This is a genomic window from Angelakisella massiliensis (assembly GCF_900104675.1).
Lineage (GTDB): Bacteria > Bacillota > Clostridia > Oscillospirales > Ruminococcaceae > Angelakisella > Angelakisella massiliensis.
The window spans coordinates 2,908,672-2,931,288 of record NZ_LT629945.1; the positions used below are offsets into that span (position 1 = coordinate 2,908,672).

Below are 22,617 nucleotides of genomic sequence, written 5' to 3' on the forward strand. Positions count from 1 at the left end.
AGGTTCCTCCTTCTTCTCAGCCGATCTTTTCCAGCTTGATATAGCTGGCCATCAGCTTCTTGGTGCTGCCGGAATCAAAGGCGATCTGCACCAGATGATCCCCGCCCATGGGTGTGACGGAAAGGATCTTGCCATCTCCAAATTTGTAATGGCGCACCCGGTCCCCCGCCTTGAGGGTGAAGGGCTCGTCCTTCTTGGGAACAGCGGAAGCCGGCTTGGGGATGGACGCAGGACGGACCCCCGGCGTCATGGGCTTGGCAGCGGTACCGCCGCCGAAGCTGTAGCTGCGCATGGTCTCATCCTGCAGGTCGATGATATCCCGGGGGATCTCCCCGGTGAAACGGGAGCGGCGGTTGCGGGTGGTATGGCCGAAGAGCATCCGTTCCCCGGCGCTGGTGAGGTAAAGGCGCTGCTTGGCTCTGGTGATGCCCACATAAGCCAGACGCCGCTCCTCCTCGATCTCGGTGGGGTCGTTGAGGACCCGGGAACTGGGGAAGATATTCTCCTCCATACCGGCGATGAATACCACAGGAAATTCCAATCCTTTGGCGGAATGGAGGGTCATCAGCACCACCGCATCGTCCTCCGGAGAAAGACTGTCCAGATCGGTGTACAGGGCAATTTCCTCCAAAAAGCCGGACAGGCTGGGCTCCTCTGTTTCCTCCATATATTTGATGACGGTGGTCCGCAGTTCTTCCACGTTTTCCAGCCGTCCCTGACTTTCCATATCCTTTTTGGCCCTGAGGGCGTCGGTATAGCCGCTGCGCTCCAGCACCTGGTCCAGGGTGTCGATGAGAGAACTGGTCTCCGCCAGCTCAATGAGTTCCGAAATCAGGGAGGCAAACTGAACAAGAGCCCCCGCTTTTTTGCTCAGAGGGGCGTAATCCCGGGCGGCAGCGATCACCTCAAAGGGGGTCTGCCCCACCATGGCGGCAATTTCCTCCACGGTGTCCAGGGTAGCGTCGCCGATGCCCCGCTTGGGCTCGTTGATGATCCGTTTCAGCCGCAGGGTGTCGGCGGGATTATTGATGACGCTGAGGTATGCCAGCACATCCTTGACCTCCTTGCGGCCAAAGAAGTTCTGTCCTCCCACGATCCGGTAAGGGATGCCCCTGCGGATAAACATCTGCTCAATGACGTTGGACTGGGCGTTCATCCGATAAAGGACCGCGTGATCCCGGTAGGCTCCCCCCTCCCGGACGTCCCGCTGAATGACATCAGCGATAAAGGAAGCCTCCCGCCGCTCGTCGGTGCCGTTAAAGACCTGAATGTTGGCCCCCTCGCCGTTGTCGGTCCAAAGGGTCTTGCCCTTTCGGCTGAGGTTGTTGGCAATGACATGGTTTGCCGCGTCCAGAATATGGGAGGTGCAGCGGTAGTTCTGTTCCAGGCGGATGACCTTGGTATCCTTAAACTGATTTTCAAAGCTGAGGATATTTTCAATGGTTGCGCCGCGGAACTTGTAAATGCTCTGGTCATCATCACCCACCACGCACAGATTCTGGTGGCGTCCCGCCAGCAGGCTCACCAGCAGATACTGGGTATGGTTGGTATCCTGATACTCGTCCACCATGATGTACTTCCAGCGCCGCTGATATTTCTCCAGCACCTCCGGGAACTGCTGAAACAGCCGCACGGTCAAAATGATCAGATCGTCAAAGTCCACCGCGTTGGCGGTCTTCAGACGGCTCTGGTACTGCTGATAGACTTTGGCGGCGGTCTGCATCAGGTAGTTGTCTCCTCCCGAGCGGCCCAGCTGCTCCGGGGTGAGCATTTTATCCTTGCCGGAGGAGATGATCCCCAGCAGTGTTTTGGGCGGGAACTGCTTTTCGTCCAGGTTCAGCTCCGCCAGACACTCCTTCACCACCCGGAGGCTGTCATCAGCGTCATAGATGGTGAAGCTGGACTGGTAGCCCAGATGACTGATCTCGCTGCGGAGAATGCGGACACAGGTGGAATGGAAGGTGGCCGCCATCACTTCCTGGCCGTCATCTCCCAAAGCATCAGTCAGGCGCTGCCGCAGTTCCGCCGCCGCCTTATTGGTGAAGGTGATGGCCAGAACGTTCCAGGGCTTGGGCCGGTCCCAGGCGATGAGGTCTGCCGCTTCTTCCAAGCGGGAACCGTCCCGGGCACACTGCTCCAGCAGGTCCATTTCCTCCTGGGACAGCACCGGGACCTCACCCTCCTCCGAAGCGGAGCCAAACCGCAGCAGGTTGACAATACGGTTGATGATGACGGTGGTTTTGCCGCTGCCGGCCCCCGCCAGAATCAGCACCGGACCTTTGACGGCATAAACTGCTGAGCGCTGCATTTCGTTGAGCTTACCAAAAAGATGGCCCAATATCTCCAGCTTCAGCCGGCGGTATTGTTCAGGGGAAAACTGAGTCATAAGTGATGATCTCCTGTTCATGGTGATAAAGCAGGCCCGTCCAGGAACTGAACGGACCCGGCCGGTATGATGAAAGCATACCTGGGAATAATACTCTTATTAAAAATGGAGGACGAGCCGGACCGGACAAAGATGCAGATCATTTCAAAGGTATGGACGTTTTTTGTCCATGAAGACACTGTTTTCAGCATTCCGTCCCATTCATCAAACTTTCCCTCTCCCCATAAATGGCCCAAAGGCTGCGGAAAAAGGTAATTTTCTCCAATCGTCCCCATTATAAAAGATTTTATATATTATACCATTATCATCGTTGTTTTGAAAGCAGGCAGAAGTCCCAAAATTGCTCATAACTTTATCTTTTTTCATGTTTATGCTACAATTGGGACAAAAAGCGCCCTTTCTCGCTGTGGAGAAAGAGCGAATCAAGGGGACTGTATTATGGATCAACTTTATCAGACACTGACCAAAGACATCACCTCCCCCCTCCTCCAGTTCGGGGCATGGCTGGTAATGCTGGCAGCCACGGTGATACTGGGGATCGTACTGACCAAAGTACTGGTCGCCTTTGTAGGCAGGATGCTCCGGCGCACTTCCATCAACAATGCCGCCATTCCCTTTCTCTGTTCCATCCTGCGGATTTTCTGCTATGTACTGGTAGGTATCTCGGTGGCGGATGCCATGAACATTGTGGAGCCCAGCTCCATTGTGGCAGCTTTGGGCGCTGTGGGACTGGCAGTTTCCCTGGCAGTCAAAGATTCTCTGACCAATCTGGCGGGAGGCATCCAGCTGGTACTGACAAAATCCTTCCAACTGGGAGACTATGTTGATATTGATGGAATTGCCGGAACTGTCACCCAGGTGGACCTGCTCCATACCACTCTGAACACCCCGGACAACAAACGGATCATGATCCCCAACGGACAGGTGACCACCGCCAAAATCACCAATTACAGCAGTGAATCCTCCCGCCGTGTGGATATATCTCTGACCATCAGCCGTGACAGCGACCTGAACCAGGCGGAACAGCTCCTTACCGCCGAAATGGCCCGGCATCCTTTGGTCCACAAGGATCCGGCTCCCACTGCCCGGGTAGATCGCCACGATGACCTGGGAATGGTAGTGGTCTGTAAGGCCTGGACGGATACCGCTGATTACTGGACCGTGTATTACGATCTTCAGGAGGGGCTGAAAACCGCCCTGGATCAGGCCGGTATTCAGATGCCGGTACGAATGCTGAGGCAGCAAGGGCAGTAATTGATATTCCCTCCCGGAAAGGTCACTGGCAGACAGCGCCTTCGATCAGATCTCATCCGGCCTCAGCAGCACAAAATGGAGATGATCCTCCCATACTCCAGCAATGCGCAGATATTTGGGTGACATTCCCTCCAGCTGGAAGCCGCATCGCTCTGCCACGGCAATGGAAGGCAGATTTCGGGGCATGATGTTGGCTTCGATCCGGTGCAGTCCTTGTTTTTCCAACCCCCACCGGCAAAGAGCCATCACCCCTTCGGACATATATCCCTGGTGCTGGAATTCTTCCCCCAATTTATATCCCAGAAAGCAGGAGCGGAAGGCTCCCCAGACGATATTGTTGAGCCCTGCCAGACCGATGATCTCCCCCGGCTGCTGCCGCAGGACCAGATAGAAACGGAAGCTTTGCCGCTGCTCAAACTGCTCCCGCTCTGCTTCCAGCAGCACTTGCTGGCCCTCAGGAATAAAAAAGGAAGCCTCCCTCTGTGGGTCCAGGGGAGCAAAAAAGTCTCGGTTCTTATGATAAAAAGCCGCTGTCTTCCACGCAAGATCCGGGTGGGCGGGTAAAAGAAGCAGACGCTCCGTTTCAATGGGTTCCATGGATATACCCTCCTTCCAATAAAACAAATTGTTTTTATTATGATATCCCATAAAAGCTGGAAAAACGCTGATCCCAGCATATCAGAAAATGGCATTAAAAGCAAAGAGGAGGATTTTGATGGACAAGGGAACAAAACTTTATCAGGAAATGATGGACGGCCTTGTAAAAATGTCCCGCAGCTGTGCAGGCGCGTCTAACCTGCGTCGGGGCAAAGCTCCTGGCGATTCATCGGAACAACTGAATCTTGTTCTTTCCCAACTCAGCGAAGAGCAGCGGAATGTGCTGGCGGACTATCTGCTGGCAGCCTATGTGGATGGGATCTACGACACGTTGGATCATCTGGAATGGCTCAGATGTGTTAAGAATATGAGCATATCCCTGGAGGGAGAAGAGCTTCCCGCCGGAAAATACGAAGGCTTATCCTATGACTTCATTGGGCGGCGCCAGGGCTGGGAATGGCCCTGCGAGTAAATTTCTTTTTAAAAATCCGCATTTTACATAAAACCTGCTGGCAGAATTCAATCCGCCAGCAGGTTTGTTTTTATTTCTTGGATGCTGTTGTCCACTGCTGCTGAGGTGCATCACCTCAAGCCATCACGACGGGACCAAACCGTTTTCGGCGCCCAAGGGGAAAGACGTTTTCCTAAATCCAATGCATCTGCGCCGGTATTTTTCATCCTGCATTCCACAAAAAGGCTGCGTCCTCGGCATCGTTCAGACAGGCACCCTCTGTTTTTGCCTTATCCGGTACTTTTGCATCTTGTTCCCGGCAGACATACTTTGGGGAAATTTTATATTTCCCCCACTGTATCAAGCTTTTACAGCAGCTGGGTCCTTTCTTCCTCCAGCAGTTGAGTAGCGTCATTCCCCAGCTGTTCATTGACATCAACGCCCAGCAGCTCCGTGGCCTCAGCGTCCAGCTGCTGAATAATATCGCCGCCCAGCAGCTGGGTGTCTCCACCCGTCAACTGCGCTGTGGCACCTTTGAGAACCTCTGTCCCTTTGGCCGGTGCGGTTTTTTTCTTCTCAGCAGAGGAGGCATCGCCTTCCGCCTTCTCCGGTACATACCGGGGCTTTGTGGCCGTAAATACAATTGCTGTAATAACAGTAAGTATCATCAGCCCCACACCACTGTAAAAAAGCATCTGTCCTGTGGTCATACCCATCCCTCCTCTGTCAGTTCAGCCAGCCGCCGGAACGCAGCTGCGCCATCAGTCCCTCCAGCTGCTGGAGATAGGTGGTGTCTGTATCGCTTCCACCCGCCAGCGCCACTGCCTGCTCATACTCGGTGACAGCAGGAGCATAGTTCCGCTGGTCCTGGGCTTTGGTGTTCTCAATCAGAATATACAAGGTGGCCCGAAGGGCATGAGGAACATAGGAGTTGGGATAAGTCTCCTCCATCCGGTCCAGCACCTGGGAAGCGTTGGCGTACTGTCCCACCGATTGCCAGGCTGTAAAGGCGTTGACATACAGATATTCCTTCGCCACGCCCGCTTCCGTCACCCGGGTAAAGTATTCTGCCGCCTGGGTCAGGTCCTCGGTGCTGCCGCTTTGGACCCCTCGGTTATAATAGGCCGCTCCCAGCATTTCATAAAGCACCGTATTTCCCTGGAGCTCCGGCTGGGTCAGCGCCTGCTGGATGATAGCAATGGAATCGTCATAGCGCAGGCTGTCCCGGTAGGTTTCCGCCAGGGCCATATAGCACCGGCGGCGCAGACCCGAATCCTCCGTCTGCTTCAGGACGGACTGGAACGCCTCTTCCGCCTGATCATACTCTTGTTGGGCATAGTACAGCTCACCCCGGACGTAATCGGTCACTTCCGAAGATGCCCCGGCAGCTGACAGCTGCTCCAGCACAGTCTGCGCCTCATCCGTCCGGTCCAGACGGGCCAGACAGACAGCGTAGTCTCTCAGATTTCCCTCATCCATATCAGAACTTTGGGCCCCCTGATAAAAGCTTTCCGCCGCTGTCTCATAATCACCCAATTCGTAACTGGCGGAGGCCAGGATCAGGGTCAATTCCCCGTCTCCCGGGAAGGTTTCCAGCTGCTGCCGGACATAGTTCACACATTCCTCATACCCACCGGTGCGGTAGAGGTAATAGGCTTCCTGGCGGTAACTCTCCACCCGCTCAGGACGCAGCTGCCGCGCCGCCTGAATCTGTTCCAGCGCCGCCTGAGGGTCGGTGTTCAGCAGTGTCTGGGAATCCTGAAGCATCTGCTCATATTGGGCGGTGATCTGATTTTCCCGGGCGACAGCCTCCCTGCCCATCACCCACCAGCCGCTGCCCATCAGCGCCAGGGATGCAAGAAACATCACCGTCACCAGCATCACCCGCAGCTTTTTGGTGCGAACCACCTTTTGATAAGCCTGATCAAAGCGATAGCTGTGCTCCAGATCATCCAGCAGCTGCTCCACATTCTGGTAACGGTCCGCCGGCTCCGGCTGGACGCACCGGGACAAAATATATTCCATGCCGGGGCTCAGCTGAGCAACCAACTGTCTGGCGGGAACGAACTGATACGGCGGCTCATAGGGGCTTTTTCCAGTGAGGAGGTGATACATGGTCACTCCCAGGCTGTAAATATCAGTGCGCTCATCGGTCTGGGCCTTGCCGAACTGCTCCGGCGCGGCGTAGCCCTTTGTTCCGATATAGGTGGTGTCTGCGGTAGCCTCCTGCTTATATTCCCGGGCAATGCCGAAGTCAATGAGTTTGAGTGTGCCATCAGGCTGAAGCATAATGTTGGAAGGCTTCATATCCCGGTAAACAATGGGGTTGGGCTTGCGGCTGTGGAGATATTCCAGCACCCCGCAGAGGTCCTTAAACCAACCGGTCCCCTGTTCCTCCGGCACCCGCTGATGCTCCTTGAGCCAGTCCTCCAGGGTAATGCCTTCCACAAAATCCTCTACCACATACACATTGTCTTCGTCCTCAAAGATGTCCACAATCCGGGGCAGCATCGGATGCTGGAGCTTTTTGAGGATATTGGATTCCGCCAGAAAATCGAAGCCTCCCGCTTGCCGTTTGTAAACCTGCTTGACGGCCCATCTGGTATGCAGGCGCTTGTGCTCCGCCAGATAGACGGCGGACATTCCTCCCTTACCGATGAGGGATTTGATCTCATAAGTATCATTGAAGGTCTGGTTCATACTCTCATTCCTGTCTACATCATGATATGGAAAAAGCAAGGCGCCGCAGCGACCCATCCCTCAGAAAAGAGGAAAAAAACAGGCCGCTGCCGCACCCAGAGCAATAGGCAGTGAAAAGGGCAGCTCCCGCTGGGTGCCCTCCAAAGGTTCATAAGGCTGGAAGGACCGCAGCAGGATGAGCCCCTTCAGATAATGCCAGATTCGCTGCATCCGCTGCCGCAGCTGTCCCCTTCCCAGCAGCAAAGCAAGGCCCAGGGCCGCGCCGATCACCAGGGACCAGCAAAAGCAGCCGCAGAGCCATCGCCAACCCATCAGCGCTCCCAGCGCCATCAGGAGTTTTGCGTCCCCCGCCCGAAACAGGTGCAGCAGCCAACAGCCCATGCCCATCAGGGTCCCCACGGCAAAGCCCCCTGCTGATGCCAGCGGACCTTCCAGAAAAAAGGACATTCCAAAGCCTGCCAGAGCCAAAGGAACTGTAAGTTTATTGGGAATCTTTCCGGCGGTAAAATCCTTCCATACTCCCAGGGCCAGTCCCAGAGCCAGCACCAATATCCGCAGCTGTTCCACCTTTTTACCTCCAGCTTTTGGCCGCCCGCACCAGTATCGCAGTAATATTATCCGACGCGGCCCCTTCCAGTTCCTGAGCCAACACCTGATCCAGCAAGGTCTGTACAGAGGCGGGGGGATTTTTCCCCAGCCACTCCGGATTCAGCTCCTGGTAAAAGCCGTCAGAGCACAGCAGCAGACCGCTGCCGGATGGGATCTTCCCCCGCAGACGCTCCAAAATGTATTCCGGCCGCACGCCCAAGGTGCTGATGAGCATATGGCGCATGGGGTGGACAGCCGCTTCCTCCCGGCTCAGACGTCCCGCCTCCACCTCCCGGGCACACCAGGTCTGATCTCTGGTCAACTGCCGGAGGGAACCGTCCCAAACCAGATAGGCCCTGCTGTCCCCTACCTGAAAGAGAAGGTATTCTCCCTGGTAGACAAAGGCCATTGTCAGGGTGGTACCTGCCTGGCCCGGATTCTCCTGTCCGCTTTGGCGGATGGTGCTGTTGATCCGCTCCACCGCTACAGTCAGGCTGTTTTCCACCTGCTGCCAGTCAAGACCATGGGAAAGCAGCTGGGGCAGCTGCTCAGACCACCACTGATCCAATAGTCCTGTGGCGCAGCCGCTTGCCACCTCGCCCCTGGACATTCCTCCCATACCGTCCGCCACCGCCAACAGCAAAAAGTCCTGTCCGTCAATACTGCCCCGACGGATCAGCAGACTGTCCTGATTGACAGAGCGCACTTTACCCACATGGGTGATGTAGCCGGTCTGATATGAATACTTGCTCATCCTGTCACACACCTGTTTTGATGATGATGATCTCCCGACCCAGCCTCAGCTGGCATTCCTCCGGCAGAAGCACCGGGGTATAGGGCGGAATCATCTGTCCGTCCAGATAGGTATGATTGCTGGAGTTCTCATCCTGAACATAATACTGTCCTGCCTGCTCCAGCAGCGTGAGATGCTTTTTGGATATTGTAGGCTGAGGAAGAATGAGGTCACAGCCTATCCGCCCGATGGTAAAGGGAAAATGGGTGATGGTCGTCAGCCTTCCCTGACAGCTTACCGTCAGGCTTCTGCCCATGCCGGGCATATCATCAGTCAGGCAGGCGGTTCCTCCCTGATTCTGCTCCATTTGCAAAAAGGTGGTACCGTGCCACTGTTCTGCCCCCTGGTGGGGAGCGGGCTGGACCGGAGGCTGATAAGCTTGCTGGGAATAAGACTGCTGAGGATAGGCAGCCTGCCCCATACCATGGCCATCCCCGGCCACCAGATGGCGTTCCTTATTCATCTCCACCACAGCTTTTTCCTTGGGGGCCTTTTCCTTTTTGCCGAAGAGCTGGAAGCCCTTTTTCTTTTCCTCCTGAGCCGGAGCGGAAACCTCTCCTCCCGGTATGGCAAAGCCGCCGGGAGCCTTTTCCGCCTTCTTCGCCGCCGGTGCGGGCGCACCTGGAACAGCAAAGCCGGGTCCACCCGCACCGGGCACGGCAAAACCGGGATTAGGCGCGGCAGGAGCTATTTTCTCCTTCTTTTCTTTGGGCTTTTTAGGCTCCTTCTCCTTATGCCCAAAGACAGAGAACCCCTTCTTTGCTGGCTGTGCGCCATCGGCAGAAGCAGGAACAGACACGCTCGCCCCCTGAGAGACAGAAGGCTGCGGCGATACAGAATTGACCGGGGCAGCGGCAGGATCAACAGGAGCTGCCGTTCTCTGCTCCGCCGGGTGCCGGACGGGAGATGCAGAACTGGAGCTGCCGGAGGACAGCTTTTCCAGCAGCTTCCGCAGTTCCTCCAGCTGAAAATCAGGACGGATCAAATAAGCCACCACCTCATTGAGGCGGCTGCCGGAGCGCCCATTGGCAGTACAGCTGCCCAGCAGATGAATCAGGTAATCCCGCAGTTGGGCACTGCCATCCCCCGGGTCATTTTCCAGCGGCACCAGGGGCAGGTAAACCTCCAGCTTCTGATCAGCAAAGGTATATTCTCCTTCCAGCAGACAATGGCTCGCCTGAAGGAAGTATTCCGGCAGGTTATGCAGCGCCTCGGTGAGATTGCGCAGCAGCCGTATGATCCCTTCCTCTGACAGATTCTGTTCCATAATCAGGTCGGTCAAACGCTTTTTGCCTGTAATATCAAAACAAAGACGTACCCGATTGTCCACCATTTGGCGATACATTGGCAGCAGACCGGGGATCTGATTGCGCTCCGCCATAGAAACGCAATAGGCCACCGGCCACACATCTTCCGCCAGCTCCGCCACCAGATAGGTACGGGGTTGGATGACCATATATTCCATTTTGCTGATCTGTGCTTTCATCACTGTTCCTCCATCCAATCAAATGAGAGCTCCAAAAAGCAGAAAAGGCGCCAGGGGCAAGCTGCTTTTTACCTGAACTTTTTTCCGTATCAGCTGTATCACGCCGAACACCGCCATGGCCAGCATCCCCCGGAACAGCAGATACAGCAGTCCCGGAAAACCGGAAATGAAGCCGCAGGCTGCCAGCAGCAGAACATCTCCGCCCCCTACCGACTGAGGCCTCAGCAATCGGGGCAGACCCAGCACTGCCGTTCCCACCAGCGCCCCGATAAGGGCGGAAAGCATTGCCGCCAGGGAAAAGGCCGTCAGGTGATAAACAAGGAAAAGGCCGCTGTAGCACAGCACACAGTCCATATGGATCTGCCGCCGCCGCAGGTCGGTGACGGATGCCGCCAGCAGCAGCCCGGAAAGAAGAAGCAGTCCCACGGTACTCCGGCTCAGTCCTCCGCAGACCCACACCAGATACAGCCCCATCACTCCTCCCACACCGGCCAGCAGCCAGCGCTGACGGTGCCAGCGGCCTTTCATCCGGCTCAGGCGTACAAACAGCTTCCAATCAGCGAAGCCTCCCTGAGCAAAGAAGGCCGCCGCCAGACCGCTCACCGCTCCCGCCAGAGCTCCCAACAGATAATCCATCGCTTGTATCCTCCCTTTTATCCGCCCCTCAGGCCGGGGGTGCTGCCGCCGATCCAGGGATGGACTACCACCTGCTGTTTGACCCGGAAGCCATCGGTGAAGATGGAGAAAAAGGGATCGTCGTACAAATAGGTGGCCGTAAGGATCAGATCATATCTGCCATCGGTGGAAATATACAGATCATAGTCGATATCCCCGGAAATGCAGTCCCGGTTCACCTTCATCTGATCCAGATAGTCATCCACCATCGCTTCCACCAGCATTCCTCCGCCGGTCTCCACCATGCCGGTGAGGACCAGATTGGCCATATCATCCCCGGTGATCCCCCGAATTTTGTCCACCAGATTGCCGCTGGCGCTGACGAAGCTTTTGCCGTTTTCAATCAGGCCGGGAAGGGTATCCAGGGAGATTCCGCTGTTAAAGCTGGAAAGGGTGTTCCCGGCAGTCGTATAAAACTGGTTGACTGCCTCTCCCAGCTCCTGGGCCTTGGCGCTGGTTTCCTCCTGAAGGGTCAGCTGATCCATCCCCAGGGTCAGGTCGATGGCGTAGCAGTATTGAGCCAGGGTGGAGCCGGCACTGTTGAGACCATGCTGGATAACCTGATGGACATAATAAATATTGAGAAAATTGGCCAGAAAGGTCAGCAGCAGGATATAAAAGGGAAGGACAATGGCGGCTTCCACTGTGATGGAGCCTCGTTTTTTACCCATACTGTTCCCTCCTTAATAGCCCATGCGGCTGTATACAGTAAAGTCCATCTTTCCGTCCCTCTTCAGGTCGGCAGGCAGAAATGCCGCGCTCATAAACAAAAACCGGGTCTGCCCGTCCAGCTTGCTGGAGATGGAGACGTAGGAGCCGTTCATGGCAAACTCCTCCTGGCCACCATAACGGAGATTGGCCTGAATCAGCTGCTGGATCCGCTGCACCTTGGTCTTGTTGCCGGCAAAAAGCAGGAAGATGCGCATGTAATCCATGTAATCCAGCTTCACCTCAAAGACACCGCCGGTATTGCTGCCGGTGTTGACCACCTGGCCGCTGGGAAGAATCTTGTTCAGACTGTTTGTGATGGCTTCGGTGGCCTTCTTTTTCAGGTCGTCAGAAAGCCCATTGACCTTCTCCTGAAGCTTGTCGCTGACCGAACGAACAGATTGGTTGACCTTCACCAGCGCCTTGTCCCGGGTGTTGTCGATGAGGGAAAGGGCCTCGCTCTCCACTGCTCCCACACCGCTGTTGAAAGCACTGCTGACGGTGCCGGCATCCACTCCGGGCACCGCAGAGCCCAGCTCCTGGCTCCATTCCGACAAAGTGGACTGGGCGGCGCTGGAAGCAGCCTCCACACTGGAGGAAGCCTTCTGGAAAGCGTCGTAAACCGCCCGGTTTGCCACCTGTTCCACCGCTCCCGCCGCATCGCTGATGGCGCCGTTGACAGCGTCGGTCACTTCATCGCCTACATAGTCCACCGCTTCCTCCACCACTTCGCTGACAATACCCTCTACCGACATCTTCCAGGATTTTCCTTGCTTAAACAGCTCAACCTCCTCGCCATCCAACAGGCTGGCTACATCCAACACCGATTCCGCCAGTGCCCAGGCGATCAGCAGGCCTACCGAAACCAGAGGGGCGAAAGGGCCGGAGATAGAAGCTGCCAACGCGTTGGCCTGAGCCACCTTGGCTGAGTCAGTGAAGATGGCAGCGGTATTGAGCGCCATCCGAATACCCAGCAGCCGGGCGGAAATATTAGCCACACTGCTTCCGGTATCAGCGTCACCGGTGAGGATGTATTCCAGCTCCGCCTGGGTGGCGTTATACTCATAAAAGTATTTGCTGGTATCCATCAGGTAGGCATTTTGGGCATTCTTGGCAATATCCTTGTCCACGGCATTGTAATGCTGGACATAGTTGGGGAAATAGGCAATGGCATATTCATTGATATAGAGGCTGTCCCGGGCGCCTTCCAGCACCTCTCCGATCTTTTTGATCAGATCCAGTCCCGCTCCAATGAGAGCGCTGGTTTCTTCCGAATCCATCGTGGTGGTAACGCTCTCATCCCAGTCTTCTTCCTCTACCGTCTCATAGGGTACACTGAGATCTTCACTTTTCAGGTCCCGCAGTTCATCTTTTTTTACCTTCTCCTCGGTTTTGCTGTTGGCGGTGCCGCCATCAGAATCCACCGTCTTGATGGTCACTTCTTCCTGGTCCCGGAAGGTTTTGGCCATTTCATTCAGGGTGGAGAGGGCTTCCTTCAAATCATCCAACAGCATCCCCATTCCTTTGCCAAAGGGTTCCAGCTGGTTAGCGGCCATGGTCTCCAGGCTGCTGGATACACTGCCTTCTCCATCTTCCCCATCTATCCGGTAGTCGATCACCTGAGCGCTGAGGGCCTGAAAGGTACGCCGGGCATCCTCCGCGTCGGCGGCGATCTTATCGGTATAGGCCCGGCTCATCAGAACCAGGTCGATGTTTTTGAGCATCTCACCACAGGAGCTTTCCGCCAGCTCGATCTCCGGCAGATAGACTGTCTTGTAGTTTTCGTTGTCCGGATCTTCATTGAGTTTGCCCTTCAGTTCATTGATATAGCTCTCATACCGGTCCGCAATGCCATAGGCCCGGTCTCTGAGCCCATTTGCCTGGCGGTGAAGGGCATCGGCATTGCTATAGGCCATGGCATATATCAGCGCCTGGGCATCAGCCGCTCCCTCAAACTCCCGTTGGAACCGCGCCTTTATGCTCTCTTCACTCTCGCCGCTGCCTTCTTCTTCCTCTTCTTCCTCAGCCAGTTCCGCAAGCGCTTCATTCATTCGATTTTCAATTCCATCAAATTTGGTATCCAGGTCCCGCAAATAGTCATAAGGATCATAGGGGGTATCTCCACCGGTGGCCAGGGAAAGATGAGGCGCGCTGGTATAGGCCAGCAGCCGCTTGTTGAAGGCGTCAACATCCTGAATAAGCTCCGCGGAATCAGCAAAAAGCTGCTCCTTGCCCTTGGTGGTCTCCAGCTTGTCCTTGGTCAGCTCCAGCCGCTCAGTAAGAGAAAACAATCCCTCCAGCTTTTCCACAAAGCCATCCATATCTCCCACCAAGGCTTGGGGCGCCCGATATTTCATATGGTCAATAATCTGAGCCTCCACCGCTTCGGTATTGGCTAAGGTCACCGACTCATTTTCTACCATAGTAATATTGGTATCAAAGTTGTACAGATCAAAATACTGCTCTGATTCTCCTGATGCCGCCCCTTCCATGGCGCTGGTGACAGCGGCAACCAGGGATTTGACTGTGCTTTCATCCACTTCCGCCACACCCAAGGTCTTTTCAGTGTAGTCCGTAAGCAGTTCTATGATTTTATCCTCGCTGAGGGAATCTGTGGCAAAAAGACCGTACAAATCATAAAGCATCTGATTATAGTAGGACAGCACCGAAGCCGAAGCGCTGTCCAGCGCCCCCTCCGATACCGCCCGGGCCATCCTCAGCCGCCCGCTGTCCACCAAAAGACCAATGAGGGCATAGTTGGACACAAAAATGATGGCCAAAAAAATACTGATGGCGCCGTTTAAGCGTTTTTTCCATTTCCACTTCATGGTCAATCCCCCTTATACCCTACACCTTTGACCAGATCGTAAATAAAGGACACATTCCGGATGAATTCTCCCGGCGTGTTCAGCGGCGCCGAGGCGGTGATAGTGTTTTCCGCCGGTACGCTCAGCCCTACCTGGGCCATGAAGTCCTCAAAGGGATTGACATACTTTTTGGTGATGGTGACGCTGACATATTTTTGCAGAATGTTGCCGCCCTTGGTCACCACAGGTTCCTCACTGCCGGCATCCTCCCCCATCACCGAGGGATTTCCGCTGGTCAGCCAGACGGCATAGGCTTTGATATTTTTCAGCCGGTTTTCCGACTTGGTATCCAAAATATAGCGGTAGGGGTCGTGGTCGCTGTAGTCGGAAGCCACCAACAGCCCCCCCTCGGTAGAGGGGTCACTGGTCTGGAAATCCCAGGCTCCCGGACCGCCCAGCTTATCCCAGCAGGCGGCTCCCCTGGCCGCAGCCTGCATGGCGGCGGTACCGGCGACAATGTTCTGATAATGAACGATACAGATATAGAGAATCCCCAGAATGGTAAAGAAAACCACCGGGAACAGGATAGCCATTTCCACCGTCATGGAGCCTTTTTTTCTGTTTTTCTTTCTCATCATAGAGATCCTCCTTTGGGTATTGCGCTTTTTAGGGGCCGGACGGAACCTTTCAGCGTCAGCCGCAGGCTCCGCCCGGTCCGCCCGGAGTCATTACTCGTCAACGCCAGGGATTTTGTCAGGATTGAAGAACTTATCCATCAGAGCTTTGACAAACTTGATGATGGCTTCTCTGAAAATCAGCGCCACAGCCACCAGGATACCAATGAGGATCACCAGCTCCACAGTGCCGAAGCCGTCCTCTTCCTTCCAGAAACGACGCAGCATCTCTTTCATGATGTTTCCTTCCTTTCTTTTTAACTTGGGCGGAAAGCCAAACCAGACCCCGCCGTTTATATGGCCATTCCCATGACGGCGGGAGCCGCCACAAGGATGATCACCGCAATGAGCATCAGCATCATGGGAAACAGCAGCTTGGTGGAGGTTTCCTCGGCAACCCTTTTGGCCGCTGCCTTACGGCCGTCCCACAGCTCCTTGCCGATATCCCGCAGGGCGATAAGGACGTCCTGACCGCCCCGCTGCATATTTTGCAGCACCACCGACGCGAACCGCCGCACTTCCGGCATATTGCAGGCCACTGTCAGCTGATCCATCGCCTCTTCGTCGGTGGAGCCGTGCTCCATCTTCTCCACCACCTGGCCCAAAGCCCGGTAGAGAGGGGTATCCATCTGCATCTCATTGGAGATTTTTATGAGGGCTCCCCGAAGGGTCAGGCCCGCGCCGGAAAGGATAATGATCTGATTGGTCAGGTCCGGCAGATCCACCGCTACCTGGAGATGACGCTTTTCCACCTTGTTTTTCACATCGGCAAAGGCGGACCAGGCCAGGGCCGCCGCCAGCGCCGCTCCCACACCCAGCATCACCGGATCACCGCCCATGGCCGCGAAAAAGAGGGAACCCATCAGCAATCCCAGAAAGGCGTTGGTCACCGCCTGGGCCCAGATGACCCGCAGATAAAACTCCTGATACTCCGCTGTATACAGCTCCGCCACCTGCCGCCGCAGCAGCCGGTCCAGGTTGCTGCCGTACCGGTACCGGGACAGGTCCATCAGGGAAAAGCCCACCGGCATAAAGTCCTTGAGGCTGTATTCCTTCTTGTCCAGGGCATTGACAAAGGAGGCATACTGCTTTTTCCCTTTGGAGTACAGCAGAGCAAACAGGATCATCAACACCAGAAAGGGGATATAAACGAGATTTTCCATTCTGCTTTCCTCCTTAAACGGTGATGTCGGTGAGCTTGAGGCCCCACAGATATCCCACAAAAATCAGCGCCAGGGCAAAGGTGCTCACAATCCGTCCCCCGATGCTGTTGAAGAGGGGCGCCATAAAGTCTCCGGTGGTCTGGGTGAGCAGGAACATCAGCAGAATGGGCATGACAGCCAACACCTTCTGCTCCATCTTTTTCTCCGCCAGCATGGTATCGATCTCCACCTTGGTTTCGATCTTCTGGCTGATAACATCGGAGGTCTGGCGGATGATCTGAATGAGATTGCCGCCGGTGCGCTTGGAAATCTCAAAAATATTGGCAAAGGTGCGGATGTCGTCGATGCCGGAACGGTTGGAAAGATCCAGCAGCAAATCCTCAATATTCTGGTTGAGGGACAGCTTGGATACCATCAGCTCCAGCTCCTGGATGATAGCGGTGTTGGGATTGACATACTGCCGCTCCATGTCCTCCAGCACAATGCTCATGCTTTGCTCCACTGAATTGCCGGCAGAGAGGGCGGAGGAAAGGCTGTAAAGCATATCCTTGAACTGAAGCGTGAGCTTCTGCCGCCGGGAAGCGATGATCTGTCGGGTGCGGATGGCCGGAAACCGGAAGGCCAGCAGCGCCACCAGCGCCGACAGGATCACCGAGCGGTAAAAAACATAGCCCAAGGCAAACAGAGCCGCTGCCGCCAGCAGCAGATACATCAGATATTCTCCCGGTTTCATATAGTAGACCGAATAGTCCAGGCCCCCGGTTTCTGTCCGTTCGGGACGGCGGGGCTCCTTGACCCTCTTTTGTTTTGGTTCCTTCGTTTTGCTCATTGTCACTGCACCCCTCTGTTGATGGTGGTTTCCACGCCGGACATTTCAAACTTCTGCATATGCTGCATGGGGTTTCCGGTGCGGCGCAGGCTGCCCAGCACCTCACCCTTGGGGCCGGTCCCCTCCTTCTCAAAATGGAACAAGGGGTTCAGCTCATATTCCCCGTGGTGATAACCCACCAGTTCCACAATATCCAACGTCTTGCGGCTCTTGTCGCTGAGGCGTCCCAAATGGACGATGATATCGATGGCGGCGGCGATCTGCTGCCGGATGGCGTCCATGGGGAAATCCGCCCCGGTGAGGACCATGGTCTCCAAACGGGAGAGCATATCCTGGGGAGAGTTGGCATGGCCGGTGGACAGCGAACCGTCATGGCCGGTATTCATGGCCTGGAGCATATCCAGCGCTTCCGCGCCGCGGACCTCGCCCACCACGATGCGCTCGGGACGCATACGCAGGGAGGAACGGATCAGATCCCGGATGGTCACCTCGCCCTTGCCCTCGGTGTTGGCGTTTCTGGTCTCCAGCCGCACCAGATTGGGAATGGTACGGATCTGCAGTTCCGCCGAGTCCTCAATGGTGATGATACGCTCGTCCGGGGGAATAAAGCTGGACAGGGCGTTGAGGAAGGTGGTTTTACCGGAGCCGGTACCGCCGCTGACGAAAATATTGTACTTGGCCCGCACCGCTGCCTGAAGGAATTCCGCCGCCTCAGGGGTGATGGCTTTCCAGGAGATCAGGTCCGAGAACTGGAGCACCTTTTCCGGGAATTTCCGGATGGTGACCACGGGACCGTCCAGGGCGATGGGATTAAGGACCACATTGACACGGGAACCGTCCTCCAGGCGGGCGTCGCAGATGGGATTGGAGGTGTCCACCGTCCGGTTGACCCGGGAGACGATCCGCTGGATGATATCCTCCAGCTGCCTGCGGCTTTCAAAGCGCAGATCCAGCTTCCGCAGCCGCCCCGACTGCTCCACAAAGATATTGTCTGGACCGTTGATCATAATTTCGGTGATATTTTTATCGTCCAGAATCGGCTGAAGGGGCCCCAGCTTTTTCATCTGATTGAGAACCCCCGACACCAGCTCCCGCCGGTCATTGACGCTGAGATATTCCCCCGCCAGCAGCTGGGTAAGCACCTCCTGAGCGGTCTGGCGCACCTGCTCGTCGGAGATTTCCCGGGTACCTTCCAGCCTTCTGGAAACCATGGCAATCAGTTGTTCCCGGATATTTTTGATATCCACAGGCTCGTCTCCTTTCTCCCTCAGAAGTTGATCAGTTCAGCGCAGCCCTTCTCCATATCCGGATTGCCCTGGAGCACCACCCGGACATCGGAGACCTGGGTGAGGGTATTGGAATGGGGAAAGGACACATTGTAGCGGCCGTCAGTGTATTTTTGGCGGCACTGGTTGCCTACGATCAGCTCCTTGCCGGCGCAGGGCATGGCAGAGAAACCGGGATCCTGCAAAAACAGCTGCCGCTTTTTGTCGCCCATCCGGTCATCTCCGTACACCAGGGCTACCCGGTCGCTTTGCTCCATAGCTTTGAGGGAAAGATCCCCCAGCGTGGAAGAAAGGTCCAAAATGATGTAGTCCAGCTCCCCATACCGCAGCAGAATTTCCAGCAAATACCCCAGGTCTTCTCCGGTGATGTCCTGCTGGTCCCGGATACTGCCGGGAATGGGCAGCACAAAGACTCCATGGCTGTTGCGGGTAAGGGCGGGTAGGATGGTTCGGGTGGGGTCTTCCCGGTCCTTGACAGCACAAATGTATTCCTCCGCTCCCACTGTACCGCAGGGGGTGTACAGCGGCTCCACACAGGGAGCGGTTTCCAGGTTCAGATAGGCGGTCTTTCCCTGCTCTGCCGCCTTGATGGCGGTGAGATAGGCCAGGGTGGTTTTGCCGCTGCCTCCCTGGGTGGAGAAAAAGGAGAGGATCTTGGTGCTGCTGTGGCGCACCGAAGCGGCAGCCAGCAGATCGTTGGCCCGGAGGATGTTTTTCAGATCATCCACCAGGTCCTGACGCCGCTGATACATATTCACCGTCAAAGGAGCTTCCAGGGATGTTTCCTCCCCCAGAGCGATCTGGAGGCCATCGGCGAGGTCCATCAGCCTCAAAAAGCGGGGAGAACCTAAAATGCACTGGACCTCCTCCCCGGAGCGCTCCAGAAAATCCACCGCCCGCTGGCTGTCGGTGAAATACAGCACCTGAAAGGAGCGGGGGTCCTCGCTGAGGGCCAGGTTCAGATGATCTCCGAAATAACGGTCCTGGCTGCAAAACAAAATTTTAACCGGCATATGTACTGACCTCCAAGCAGCGCCCCGCCTGCAAAACGGGGATAATATTTTGATGAAAGAAAAAGGGTTGTCCAGGATGGAAGCGGTCATTCGTAGGTGGTGACATACTCAACAGATCCATCAAAATTGTAGCGGGTCGTACTGATGAAGTTACCCGCTTCATCATATTCATAGACATCATACCAATTTAATGTTCCATCCGAACCATAGAGAGAGTCTTTGACTTTTTCTCCCGCTTCGTTGTATTCAGAAATACGGGTATCATGCAGATATCCATCCGCATCATATCTTGCTATTGTACATGTTTTTCCTACATCGTCGTAAATTCTTGTTTCATATGACCACATTATCCCATCTGGTGAAAAAGAATTTTCCCTGATTTCACGTCCCTGATGGTCATACTCATAAGTAGAATAGCTGTCCAACGATCCGTCTGAATTATATGAATCCTGTCTTACCAGCTTTCCTTCTTCGTCATATTCCATTATCTCACAGAAAATTTCTCCCGTTTCACCTACATAACTATAGGTTTGCAGCGGTCTGTTTGCCTCATCATATGTCAATTCTATAAAACCAATTTGTGTGTTGTTTCCGTTATATGCTGTTATAGCAACTTGCCTGCTCTGAGCATCATATGTATATTGGTGGTACCATATTAAATTACCCGATTCATCATAGCCGGATTTTTTTCTGACATTGCCGGAAGCATCAATAATGGTTCCGCTCTCGATTTCCGCAATTTTGTCGGCAATGGCTGCGTCCCCGCCGGTCTTGTCCAGGCCCTCCTTCAAAATCTCCAGCGCCTTGTCATAGTCCCCCTGGCGGATATAGATATCAGCAAAACCCAGCCACAGGTCGGAACTGTTGTCTCCCAGTTCCTTGGCCTTCTCATAGTCGGTCAAAGCGGCGGACAGGTTCTCATCTGTTTCACCGGAGAAAACCGTCGCCTGCGCACGGCCAAGATAGGCTGTGGGATTCTTGGGGTCGATTTCAATGGCGGCAGTGAAGGCGATAATGGCCTCAGCGTAGTTGCCCTCTGACAGATAGCGAATACCCAGATCATACTGGTCCTGCCAGGTAAGCGTAGAAGCAGACGTTGATTCAGCGGTTATGGCGGACGCCCCACCGGCAGCTCCACAGGAACAAAGGATCAGCATCAGGCTCAGAACCAGCAGTAAGTCAAAGAGGCGGACAGGCTTTAGCACTTCAACACATCCCTTGTTTTTTGTAAAAATCATTCATAGGTGGTGACATTCTCAACGGTGCCGTCGCTGTTGTACCAGGTTTCGCTGATGAGCTTTCCGCTTTCGTCATATTCATAGATCTGGTACCAGTCTGTGGTTCCATCAGCGGAAAACTGAGAATATCGGATCAAATCTCCCTGGTCGTTATACTCTCTGGTCTGATAGCACTCCATCACACCATTGGAATCATAAAAGGAAACTTTGCCGCGGCGGCCATCCCCGTCATATTCGGTGGTCACATAACCGTTGGGCGTACCGTCCGGGGTGAATTCATTCTCCCGAATCTCCCTGCCCTCTCCGTCATACTCAAATGTCCTGTAGTCCTCCAGGGTGCCGTCGGCTGCGTAACGGGTCTCCTTGCTCTTTTGCCCTGCCGCGTCATACTCGTAAACAATGGCGAAAACTTCTCCTGACTCGTTGTACCAGCCATAGGTGTTCAGAGATTGTCCGTCTGCCGCATAGGTCAGCTCCAGATATCCGATCTGTGCGCCCCTTGCGTCATAGGCCGTTACGCTGGATTTCTTCCCCTGGGCATTATAAGTATATTCATGGTACCAGGTGAGATTGCCGGAGGCGTCATACTGGGACATCCGCCGGGTGTTGCCGGAGGAATCGGTGATGTTCCCGCTCTCTATCTCGGCAATTTTGTCGGCAATGGCTGCATCCCCGCCGGTTTTATCCAAGCCCTCCTTGAGGATCTCCAAAGCCTTGTCATAGTCCCCCTGGCGGATGTAAATATCCGCAAGACCCAGCCACACTTCTCCGCTGTTGTCTCCCAGTTCCAAAGCCTTTTCGTAGTCGGCCAGGGCAGCGGACAGGTTCTCATCTGTTTCACCGGAGAAAACCGTCGCCTGCGCACGGCCAAGATAGGCTGTGGGATTCTTGGGGTCGATTTCGATGGCGGCGGTAAAAGCAATGACAGCTTCCTTGTAGTTGCCCTCCGACAGATATCGGATACCCAGATCATACTGGTCCTGCCACTGTTTTTCTATATTTTTTCCGCATCCGCATAGTCCGGACAAAAGCATGATTGCCAGCAGAATACACCATACCCGTTTCATAAACCCACCTCTTCATCATTCTGCCGGTATCTCTACAGACAGAATCAAATATCCTAAAATGGTCCCTTCCCCATCCAGCGCATACAGCAGCACCTGCTGGGTGGTTCCAAGGTCCTCCGTCCATACCGGAAAGGAACCGTTGGAATCGGGATAATCCTTCCACAAGCTGCCCTCTGCCTTCCATAACGGCTCATACATTCCGGCCAGCTCATAAATTTCCTCATCAGAAAAGCCTTCCGGTGACCAGGCGGCAATCAGCGCTGTCCAGATTCGTTCCGAAAGTTCCGGCGCAATCTGATCTGTATCCCATGTATAGGAAAATCGCAGCTGCCCTATAGAATCCGTATTGGTCCCGGCAATGGGCGGATCCAGCACAACCTCTGTTATATTGGCTGTAAAATGAACCAGATCGCTCACAGCCGTATCGGAAGCAGGGGCTTCATCCTCCATCTCCATAGAAGCAAGGGCATCCTTCAACGCTTCGTCTCCCGTTTCATTCCACCCTTGTTCCAGCGTTTGTATCGCTTTTTCATAATCTCCCTGCTGGATGTAAATGTCCGCTATACCCAGCCACACTTCCCCGCTGTTGTCCCCCAGCTCCCGGGCCTTTTCATAGTCGGACAGAGCGGCGGACAGATTCTCCTCTGTGTCCCCGGAAAAAACGGCTGCCTGGGCACGGCCAATATAGGCCGCAGGATTTTTGGGGTCGATGTCTATGGCAGCGGTAAAGGCGATGACGGCCTCAGCGTAGTTGCCCTCCGACAAATAGCGGACACCCAGGTCATACTGAGTCTGCCAGCTGGAGCCGCCGGAAACTGTTTCCGGCCCTCCGCAGGCGCAGCAACCCCATAATATGCAAACCACTGTCAGCAAAGATAGTAACCGATAAAATCTCATGGGGC

At 54.9% G+C, this 22,617-nt stretch carries 21 protein-coding genes; 2 read left to right on the forward strand and 19 right to left on the reverse strand.

Annotation, left to right across the window (positions count from 1 at the left end):
• Window positions 1-16: 16 nt before the first annotated feature.
• Window positions 17-2,386 carry an ATP-dependent helicase gene (locus tag BQ5383_RS19330; protein WP_071434776.1) on the reverse strand — a complete coding sequence of 790 codons (2,370 nt, stop codon included), beginning with the start codon at window positions 2,384-2,386 and terminating at the stop codon, window positions 17-19.
• Between the two features lie 438 nt (window positions 2,387-2,824).
• Here BQ5383_RS19330 and BQ5383_RS19335 point away from each other — a divergent pair, with 438 nt between their 5' ends.
• On the forward strand, window positions 2,825-3,640 hold the full coding sequence (locus BQ5383_RS19335) for a mechanosensitive ion channel family protein (RefSeq protein WP_071434778.1): 816 nt from the start codon (window positions 2,825-2,827) through the stop codon (window positions 3,638-3,640).
• 45 nt (window positions 3,641-3,685) lie between these two features.
• Here BQ5383_RS19335 and BQ5383_RS19340 read toward each other — a convergent pair whose 3' ends face one another.
• On the reverse strand, window positions 3,686-4,237 hold the full coding sequence (locus BQ5383_RS19340) for a GNAT family N-acetyltransferase (protein ID WP_071434780.1): 552 nt from the start codon (window positions 4,235-4,237) through the stop codon (window positions 3,686-3,688).
• 118 nt (window positions 4,238-4,355) lie between these two features.
• Between BQ5383_RS19340 and BQ5383_RS19345 the strand changes: the two genes are divergently transcribed.
• Window positions 4,356-4,709 carry a DUF6547 family protein gene (locus BQ5383_RS19345; RefSeq protein WP_071434783.1) on the forward strand — a complete coding sequence of 118 codons (354 nt, stop codon included), beginning with the start codon at window positions 4,356-4,358 and terminating at the stop codon, window positions 4,707-4,709.
• Window positions 4,710-5,056: 347 nt separating this feature from the next.
• On the opposite strand, the gene BQ5383_RS19350 is transcribed toward BQ5383_RS19345, so the two are convergent.
• From BQ5383_RS19350 to BQ5383_RS19430, 17 genes are all read right to left on the reverse strand, one after another.
• Window positions 5,057-5,398: a hypothetical protein gene (locus tag BQ5383_RS19350; RefSeq protein WP_071434785.1), complete on the reverse strand. Its 342-nt coding sequence runs from the start codon at window positions 5,396-5,398 to the stop codon at window positions 5,057-5,059.
• Window positions 5,399-5,414: 16 nt separating this feature from the next.
• Window positions 5,415-7,388, reverse strand: a complete 1,974-nt coding sequence (locus BQ5383_RS19355) for a serine/threonine-protein kinase (RefSeq protein ID WP_071434787.1) — start codon at window positions 7,386-7,388, stop codon at window positions 5,415-5,417.
• Window positions 7,389-7,448: 60 nt separating this feature from the next.
• Window positions 7,449-7,955 (reverse strand): prepilin peptidase, encoded by a 507-nt coding sequence (locus BQ5383_RS19360; RefSeq protein ID WP_071434789.1) that lies wholly within the window; start codon window positions 7,953-7,955, stop codon window positions 7,449-7,451.
• A 4-nt stretch (window positions 7,956-7,959) separates the two neighbouring features.
• Window positions 7,960-8,730 carry a PP2C family protein-serine/threonine phosphatase gene (locus tag BQ5383_RS19365; RefSeq protein ID WP_071434791.1) on the reverse strand — a complete coding sequence of 257 codons (771 nt, stop codon included), beginning with the start codon at window positions 8,728-8,730 and terminating at the stop codon, window positions 7,960-7,962.
• Window positions 8,731-8,734: 4 nt separating this feature from the next.
• Window positions 8,735-10,255: a DUF6382 domain-containing protein gene (locus BQ5383_RS19370; RefSeq protein ID WP_071434793.1), complete on the reverse strand. Its 1,521-nt coding sequence runs from the start codon at window positions 10,253-10,255 to the stop codon at window positions 8,735-8,737.
• 18 nt (window positions 10,256-10,273) lie between these two features.
• Window positions 10,274-10,891 carry a prepilin peptidase gene (locus BQ5383_RS19375; protein WP_071434795.1) on the reverse strand — a complete coding sequence of 206 codons (618 nt, stop codon included), beginning with the start codon at window positions 10,889-10,891 and terminating at the stop codon, window positions 10,274-10,276.
• Window positions 10,892-10,908: 17 nt separating this feature from the next.
• Window positions 10,909-11,601: a TadE/TadG family type IV pilus assembly protein gene (locus tag BQ5383_RS19380; RefSeq protein WP_071434797.1), complete on the reverse strand. Its 693-nt coding sequence runs from the start codon at window positions 11,599-11,601 to the stop codon at window positions 10,909-10,911.
• Between the two features lie 12 nt (window positions 11,602-11,613).
• Window positions 11,614-14,466: a DUF5702 domain-containing protein gene (locus tag BQ5383_RS19385; protein WP_071434799.1), complete on the reverse strand. Its 2,853-nt coding sequence runs from the start codon at window positions 14,464-14,466 to the stop codon at window positions 11,614-11,616.
• Between the two features lie 2 nt (window positions 14,467-14,468).
• Complete coding sequence (locus BQ5383_RS19390) at window positions 14,469-15,083, reverse strand: TadE family protein (RefSeq protein WP_071434801.1); 615 nt, start codon at window positions 15,081-15,083, stop codon at window positions 14,469-14,471.
• 90 nt (window positions 15,084-15,173) lie between these two features.
• Window positions 15,174-15,356 carry a Flp1 family type IVb pilin gene (locus BQ5383_RS19395; protein ID WP_071434803.1) on the reverse strand — a complete coding sequence of 61 codons (183 nt, stop codon included), beginning with the start codon at window positions 15,354-15,356 and terminating at the stop codon, window positions 15,174-15,176.
• A gap of 56 nt (window positions 15,357-15,412) precedes the next feature.
• Window positions 15,413-16,282: a type II secretion system F family protein gene (locus tag BQ5383_RS19400; RefSeq protein WP_071434805.1), complete on the reverse strand. Its 870-nt coding sequence runs from the start codon at window positions 16,280-16,282 to the stop codon at window positions 15,413-15,415.
• 13 nt (window positions 16,283-16,295) lie between these two features.
• Window positions 16,296-17,111, reverse strand: coding sequence for a type II secretion system F family protein (locus BQ5383_RS19405; protein ID WP_083390085.1), 816 nt, complete (start codon window positions 17,109-17,111; stop codon window positions 16,296-16,298).
• Between the two features lie 2 nt (window positions 17,112-17,113).
• On the reverse strand, window positions 17,114-18,358 hold the full coding sequence (locus tag BQ5383_RS19410) for a TadA family conjugal transfer-associated ATPase (protein WP_235822024.1): 1,245 nt from the start codon (window positions 18,356-18,358) through the stop codon (window positions 17,114-17,116).
• A 20-nt stretch (window positions 18,359-18,378) separates the two neighbouring features.
• Window positions 18,379-19,410, reverse strand: a complete 1,032-nt coding sequence (locus BQ5383_RS19415; protein WP_071434807.1) for a CpaE/TadZ family protein — start codon at window positions 19,408-19,410, stop codon at window positions 18,379-18,381.
• Window positions 19,411-19,496: 86 nt separating this feature from the next.
• Window positions 19,497-20,648: a tetratricopeptide repeat protein gene (locus BQ5383_RS19420; RefSeq protein ID WP_071434809.1), complete on the reverse strand. Its 1,152-nt coding sequence runs from the start codon at window positions 20,646-20,648 to the stop codon at window positions 19,497-19,499.
• Window positions 20,645-21,715 carry a tetratricopeptide repeat protein gene (locus BQ5383_RS19425; protein WP_071434811.1) on the reverse strand — a complete coding sequence of 357 codons (1,071 nt, stop codon included), beginning with the start codon at window positions 21,713-21,715 and terminating at the stop codon, window positions 20,645-20,647. Before BQ5383_RS19425 ends, BQ5383_RS19420 begins: the two co-directional genes overlap by 4 nt.
• 15 nt (window positions 21,716-21,730) lie before the next feature.
• Entirely contained in the window at window positions 21,731-22,612 is an 882-nt protein-coding gene (locus tag BQ5383_RS19430) for a tetratricopeptide repeat protein (RefSeq protein ID WP_071434813.1), read from the reverse strand.
• Window positions 22,613-22,617: the final 5 nt, after the last annotated feature.

What these genes read in the sequence shown, in the direction of transcription:
- BQ5383_RS19330 (WP_071434776.1), bottom strand. Translation starts at nt 2,386, where the DNA reads ATGACTCAGTTTTCCCCTGAACAATACCGCCGGCTGAAGCTGGAGATA.
- BQ5383_RS19335 (WP_071434778.1), top strand. Translation starts at nt 2,825, where the DNA reads ATGGATCAACTTTATCAGACACTGACCAAAGACATCACCTCCCCCCTC.
- BQ5383_RS19340 (WP_071434780.1), bottom strand. Translation starts at nt 4,237, where the DNA reads ATGGAACCCATTGAAACGGAGCGTCTGCTTCTTTTACCCGCCCACCCG.
- BQ5383_RS19345 (WP_071434783.1), top strand. Translation starts at nt 4,356, where the DNA reads ATGGACAAGGGAACAAAACTTTATCAGGAAATGATGGACGGCCTTGTA.
- BQ5383_RS19350 (WP_071434785.1), bottom strand. Translation starts at nt 5,398, where the DNA reads ATGACCACAGGACAGATGCTTTTTTACAGTGGTGTGGGGCTGATGATA.
- BQ5383_RS19355 (WP_071434787.1), bottom strand. Translation starts at nt 7,388, where the DNA reads ATGAACCAGACCTTCAATGATACTTATGAGATCAAATCCCTCATCGGT.
- BQ5383_RS19365 (WP_071434791.1), bottom strand. Translation starts at nt 8,730, where the DNA reads ATGAGCAAGTATTCATATCAGACCGGCTACATCACCCATGTGGGTAAA.
- BQ5383_RS19370 (WP_071434793.1), bottom strand. Translation starts at nt 10,255, where the DNA reads ATGAAAGCACAGATCAGCAAAATGGAATATATGGTCATCCAACCCCGT.
- BQ5383_RS19375 (WP_071434795.1), bottom strand. Translation starts at nt 10,891, where the DNA reads ATGGATTATCTGTTGGGAGCTCTGGCGGGAGCGGTGAGCGGTCTGGCG.
- BQ5383_RS19380 (WP_071434797.1), bottom strand. Translation starts at nt 11,601, where the DNA reads ATGGGTAAAAAACGAGGCTCCATCACAGTGGAAGCCGCCATTGTCCTT.
- BQ5383_RS19385 (WP_071434799.1), bottom strand. Translation starts at nt 14,466, where the DNA reads ATGAAGTGGAAATGGAAAAAACGCTTAAACGGCGCCATCAGTATTTTT.
- BQ5383_RS19390 (WP_071434801.1), bottom strand. Translation starts at nt 15,083, where the DNA reads ATGATGAGAAAGAAAAACAGAAAAAAAGGCTCCATGACGGTGGAAATG.
- BQ5383_RS19395 (WP_071434803.1), bottom strand. Translation starts at nt 15,356, where the DNA reads ATGAAAGAGATGCTGCGTCGTTTCTGGAAGGAAGAGGACGGCTTCGGC.
- BQ5383_RS19400 (WP_071434805.1), bottom strand. Translation starts at nt 16,282, where the DNA reads ATGGAAAATCTCGTTTATATCCCCTTTCTGGTGTTGATGATCCTGTTT.
- BQ5383_RS19405 (WP_083390085.1), bottom strand. Translation starts at nt 17,111, where the DNA reads ATGAGCAAAACGAAGGAACCAAAACAAAAGAGGGTCAAGGAGCCCCGC.
- BQ5383_RS19415 (WP_071434807.1), bottom strand. Translation starts at nt 19,410, where the DNA reads ATGCCGGTTAAAATTTTGTTTTGCAGCCAGGACCGTTATTTCGGAGAT.
- BQ5383_RS19420 (WP_071434809.1), bottom strand. Translation starts at nt 20,648, where the DNA reads ATGATTTTTACAAAAAACAAGGGATGTGTTGAAGTGCTAAAGCCTGTC.
- BQ5383_RS19425 (WP_071434811.1), bottom strand. Translation starts at nt 21,715, where the DNA reads ATGAAACGGGTATGGTGTATTCTGCTGGCAATCATGCTTTTGTCCGGA.
- BQ5383_RS19430 (WP_071434813.1), bottom strand. Translation starts at nt 22,612, where the DNA reads ATGAGATTTTATCGGTTACTATCTTTGCTGACAGTGGTTTGCATATTA.